Below are 4,895 nucleotides of genomic sequence, written 5' to 3' on the forward strand. Positions count from 1 at the left end.
GCACGCCTATGGAAACATTGCTTGATGGAAAACAGATTTGGGCTGAAAAGAATCTAGCTCAAATTTAACCTGACACTCATCATCAAAACGGGTAACTGTCAGATCAGGTTTGAGCTAGTACAGATTATGAGTCCGTTAACATGGCAATTAAAAATCAACAAGTCACAGATATAAAATCAATACTATCATATATCTGCACTTGGATCATTAGATTCTATTGTCTTGGGCTGCTGTGGATCATAACGTTTAATCCAGGCATACAGACTATGGGTGGTGGTTCCTAAACGCGTAGCAACCTCGGCCACACTATGACCTTTCTCAGTGACTTGTTTTACTGCTTCAATTTTGAATTCTTCAAGATATCGTTTACTGCTCATAAGCACCTCGTTAATTAGCCATTTTATCTAACTAAAAGGTGTCTACAAAATCGGTGGCCATTCATACATGGGTGCATTCGTTTATTTACCCTGTTTTGGATATTGCCCCATGTAAATGATGAGATTAAGCCATTAAATAAAGTAGCCGAACTTGAATAAAAAGACTCCGACAAACCTCACAGGGTTGAAGTGCTGCCTTTCATTCAAAATTTCAGGCAGCACCCTCATACATTTAAGCGTCGGTTTAACCTGGTAGTTTACTCGCCAAAACATCTACTTTCTCAATAGACGGTGGCTCTGAAAATAGCTCTTCGGCCTGAGCCATCAACGCAGCTGCAACTTTGCCAGATAAATGTGCTTGGCGACCCGCCTCATCAGGAAATGCATCAAAAATACCAAATGTTGTAGGTCCAAGACGTAGGCCAAACCACGCAACTGTCGCAGGTTCTTCCATTACAATAGGTAAACCGGCTTTAAGAAAAGCTTCCACCTCGTTTTCTTTACCCGGTTTAGCTTCAAGACGGACATATAAAGCTGTTTTAAGCATGACTAAAACTCCACAATTGATTAGAATTCAAACTGATTCTGACATTGCTAATGTATGCATGTCAGAAAGTTTTGTTGTACAAAAGTTAAAACAATATTCCATAGCTGAGCCAAAATCTGAGTTTTTATTTCGACATAATGCTATGAATTTATTCAAGTTAATATCATTAACATTTGAATCAGTAAAGTTAAGATATGAGATGATTAAATTCAATCTTAGTTATATAAGGATCAATTGACTCTACCTTAAATTCATAAGCTGATCGCTTCATCTGGAAATTATATTGCCCAAGAAGCATTCAAGAACAACATTGTATATCCTTATAACTATGAAAGTTATTTTGCTAGGAATTTGCTGTGAAACTCTATATGTTTCTCTATAAAGCTCGCAATAAAGTAATAGCTATGGTCATAGCCTTCTCTTAGGTTAAGTGTCAGAGGATATTCTTGTTCCAAACAAATATCACTAAGAAGCTTAGGTCTTAACTGTTCTTCAAGAAAATCATCAGCTGTTCCCTGATCGACTAAAATAGGTAAATGAACTTCAGCGTTTTTGATTAATTCAATCGCATCATAGCTTTTCCATAAAGTTTCGGTTTCACCTAGGTAGTGTGTGAAAGCCTTTTTCCCCCAAGGTACTTGGCTAGGTGCAACAATTGGTGCAAAAGCAGAAATACTTTTATACAGCTCAGGGTTTTTTAAACCAATGACTAATGCACCATGACCACCCATGCTATGCCCCATAATGCTTTGGACTTGGTTGGTCGGAAAATTCAGGTCAATCAGATTTCTGAGCTCTTCCACAATATAATCATACATTTTGAAATGCTGTGACCAGGGTGCTTTTGTTGCATTTACATAGAATCCTGCGCCTTGGCCTAAATCATAATCTGCATGATCTGGTACATCCTCTCCACGTGGGCTGGTATCTGGTGCAACAATAATGACTTTATGTTCAGCCGCATACTTTTGTGCTCCGGCTTTAGTAATAAAGTTCTGTTCGTTGCAAGTCAGTCCTGATAACCAATATAAAACTGGCAACCGCTCATCTTTATCATGAGGTGGCAGATATATTGAGAATTTCATTGAACAGTTTAATGCTATTGACTGATGGCGATACACTTCTTGCGATCCACCAAAAGAAGCATGTTTCTCAATTATTTCCATAATCAATTACCTATGATGAGCAAGACTTCATGAGAAATCGAGTAAACAAAGAGTCTGACATTCTCCACAGAGAATAGTGATTAAGATTTAAAATGTAGGCAGGTTTGTTGAACCTATACTCGATGCCCACACAGATAGATCAGTTTTACAGATGATGTGCCGTTTTAGAGGATTCCATGCATGTCATTCATGATGCACATGCATGGAAAACTATAAGGTCTGACGGAATTATTCGTAATGAATTACAGTACGAATTGACTTACCTTCATGCATTAGATCAAAGGCTTCATTGATCTGATCCAAGCCCATCGTATGTGTCACAAATGGCTCTAATTGAATTTTTCCTTTCATGGCATCTTCAACCATTCCTGGTAGTTGCGTGCGACCTTTTACGCCACCAAAGGCAGTACCTAGCCATTTACGACCAGTAACCAGTTGGAATGGACGGGTAGAGATTTCCTGACCTGCGCCAGCTACACCAATAATTACGGATTGTCCCCAGCCACGGTGTGCACTTTCAAGGGCTGCACGCATTACATTCACGTTACCAATACATTCAAATGAATGATCTACACCCCAGCCAGTCATTTCGACAATGACTTGCTGGATTGGTTTATCGTAATCTTTAGGGTTCAAGAAGTCCGTTGCACCAAACTCTTTTGCCAGCGCAAATTTATCTGGATTCATGTCAACCACAATAATACGCCCTGCTTTAGCTTGACGTGCGGCTTGTACGACTGCCAGACCAATACCACCTAAACCAAAGACCGCAACACTATCACCTTCTTGTACTTTAGCTGTGTTGTGTACTGCACCGATACCCGTTGTTACCCCACAACCCAGTAAGCAGACATGTTCGTGATTGGCTTCAGGATTGATTTTAGCCAATGATACTTCTGCCACTACCGTGTATTCACTGAACGTTGAGCAGCCCATATAGTGGTAAATCGGTTGACCATTGTAGGAAAAACGAGTGGTACCATCTGGCATTACGCCTCTACCTTGAGTTTCGCGAACGGAAATACACAAGTTCGATTTTCCAGATTTACAGAATAAGCACTCGCCGCATTCAGCGGTGTAAAGTGGAATTACATGATCACCTGGTTTGACGCTAGTCACGCCTTCACCCACCTCAACGACAACACCAGCACCTTCATGCCCGAGAATAGCGGGAAAAACACCTTCAGGATCATCGCCAGATAAAGTAAATGCGTCTGTATGACACACACCGGTATGGGAGATCTTGATTAATACTTCACCTTTCTTTGGTGGTGCAACATCAACTTCAACAATTTGAAGAGGTTGACCAGGACCAAACGCAACGGCAGCACGTGACTTCATGCAATAATTCCTTATACAGATCTATTTTAAATATGATTTTAGAATCTTGGCGATTTCAGCCAATTCTTCTTTTCGTTGTTGTTCTGTGGTTTCACCTGATACTAAAGTGTCCTTTAAATGAACCTCCAACATTTCATTCATTAAACCATTAATAGCACCACGCACAGAGCATATTTGTTGCAGAATTGCAACACATTCCACATTGTCTTCTAACGCTTTTTCAATCGCTTGCGTCTGACCTTTGATCTTTCTGACGCGTAGAAGAATCTTTTTTTTGTCTTCAACCTGATTAGGCATCAGACCTCCTTATTTGCTAACATTAATACTATAGTACCCCATAGTATCAAAAAAGCAATATTTTTTATAAATCGAAAATCAAAAAGATCTTTAGCGAAAATTTTCTATGCCTGTTTTTAGTTTTTTTAAATTAACATCGTAGAGCTGATGCCAAAGTCACAAAAAACTGGACTTTTAGCTCCCATTTTTTATTTTGGCTCATGTTCTTTGCAATGCTGCGACCTTTTAGAATTATGTTTCCAACTTTTAGCCACTTTGTAGATATTTTGAACGTTTCAAGCCTTGAAAATACTACCAACAGTTTAGGTTAAACCGCCTTTACAGACTGTACTAGAATATTTTTAGTGAGCGGATGATATTTATTATTCATTATTTAGGAATTATTAAATCCTATAAATATCATTTATTGGATTAATTTACTTTGGTACTGTGCATATCATCCCCCAGTTAAAAATAAGGAACAATTATGAATAAGATGATGAATGCGCTTATCTTAGAAAATTATGGTGATCATAAATTTACACGTGTAGAACTCCCTATACCTCAACCAGAGGCTGGGCAAGTTCTAGTACGTATTCATGCGAGTGGTGTAAACCCTATTGATTATAAAATTCGTCTTGGTGAAGCACCATATGCTATGCCAGAGCTTCCTGCCGTGTTGGGAACAGATATGGCTGGGGTTGTCACTGCTGTTGGTGAAGGTGTCACCGACTTCAACGTCGGAGATGAAGTTTACGGTCTGATTGGTGGCGTTCGTGGTCTTCAAGGATCTTTAGCAGAATATGTTGTAGCAGATGCTGATCTGATCGCATTAAAGCCACGGAATATCTCTATGCGCGAGGCAGCAGTACTACCATTGACGTTCCTCACTGCTTGGGAAGGTTTAGTGGATCATGCGAATGTCCAACCAGGACAAACTGTACTGGTTCAGGGTGGTGCTGGTGGCGTTGGTTATATGGTAGTTCAGCTTGCAAAAGCACTTGATGCAAATGTTTGGGCGACTGGTCGTACAGCTGATCAATCACTGATTTCAGAACTCGGGGGGGCGTTCAAAAATCTGTGTCAGCCAAATTACTAGATTTTAATTATATCGTCTAAACGCCCCTCGAAGTAAATAGATAATTGAGTGATAGTCTGTCCCCAGTTGGTGACAGGCATTGTCCATTT

At 39.8% G+C, this 4,895-nt stretch carries 4 protein-coding genes and 2 pseudogenes; 1 reads left to right on the forward strand and 5 read right to left on the reverse strand.

What is annotated here, in order from left to right; all coding sequences use genetic code 11:
- Nucleotides 1–188: 188 nt before the first annotated feature.
- From E2B99_RS11140 to E2B99_RS11160, 5 genes and pseudogenes are all read right to left on the reverse strand, one after another.
- Nucleotides 189–377, reverse strand: a pseudogene (locus E2B99_RS11140) (transposase); the annotation flags it as partial.
- 244 nt (nt 378–621) lie between these two features.
- Nucleotides 622–924: a putative quinol monooxygenase gene (locus E2B99_RS11145; RefSeq protein ID WP_134245022.1), complete on the reverse strand. Its 303-nt coding sequence runs from the start codon at nt 922–924 to the stop codon at nt 622–624.
- A 335-nt stretch (nt 925–1,259) separates the two neighbouring features.
- Complete coding sequence (fghA, locus tag E2B99_RS11150) at nt 1,260–2,090, reverse strand: S-formylglutathione hydrolase (RefSeq protein ID WP_134245023.1); 831 nt, start codon at nt 2,088–2,090, stop codon at nt 1,260–1,262.
- Between the two features lie 228 nt (nt 2,091–2,318).
- A complete protein-coding gene (locus E2B99_RS11155) occupies nt 2,319–3,431 on the reverse strand; it encodes an S-(hydroxymethyl)glutathione dehydrogenase/class III alcohol dehydrogenase (protein ID WP_112986604.1) in 1,113 nt (370 codons plus the stop codon).
- A gap of 21 nt (nt 3,432–3,452) precedes the next feature.
- Nucleotides 3,453–3,728, reverse strand: coding sequence for a metal/formaldehyde-sensitive transcriptional repressor (locus tag E2B99_RS11160; protein WP_004799251.1), 276 nt, complete (start codon nt 3,726–3,728; stop codon nt 3,453–3,455).
- A gap of 466 nt (nt 3,729–4,194) precedes the next feature.
- Between E2B99_RS11160 and E2B99_RS11165 the strand changes: the two are divergent.
- Nucleotides 4,195–4,770: pseudogene (locus E2B99_RS11165) on the forward strand (alcohol dehydrogenase catalytic domain-containing protein); the annotation flags it as partial.
- Nucleotides 4,771–4,895: the final 125 nt, after the last annotated feature.

Source organism: Alkanindiges illinoisensis (assembly GCF_004377485.1).
In the GTDB taxonomy this organism is placed as follows: Bacteria; Pseudomonadota; Gammaproteobacteria; order Pseudomonadales; family Moraxellaceae; genus Alkanindiges; species Alkanindiges illinoisensis_A.

Excerpts from the sequence above, each read along its gene's own strand:
- fghA (WP_134245023.1), bottom strand. The coding sequence starts at position 2,090 with ATGGAAATAATTGAGAAACATGCTTCTTTTGGTGGATCGCAAGAAGTG.
- E2B99_RS11160 (WP_004799251.1), bottom strand. The coding sequence starts at position 3,728 with ATGCCTAATCAGGTTGAAGACAAAAAAAAGATTCTTCTACGCGTCAGA.
- E2B99_RS11145 (WP_134245022.1), bottom strand. The coding sequence starts at position 924 with ATGCTTAAAACAGCTTTATATGTCCGTCTTGAAGCTAAACCGGGTAAA.
- E2B99_RS11155 (WP_112986604.1), bottom strand. The coding sequence starts at position 3,431 with ATGAAGTCACGTGCTGCCGTTGCGTTTGGTCCTGGTCAACCTCTTCAA.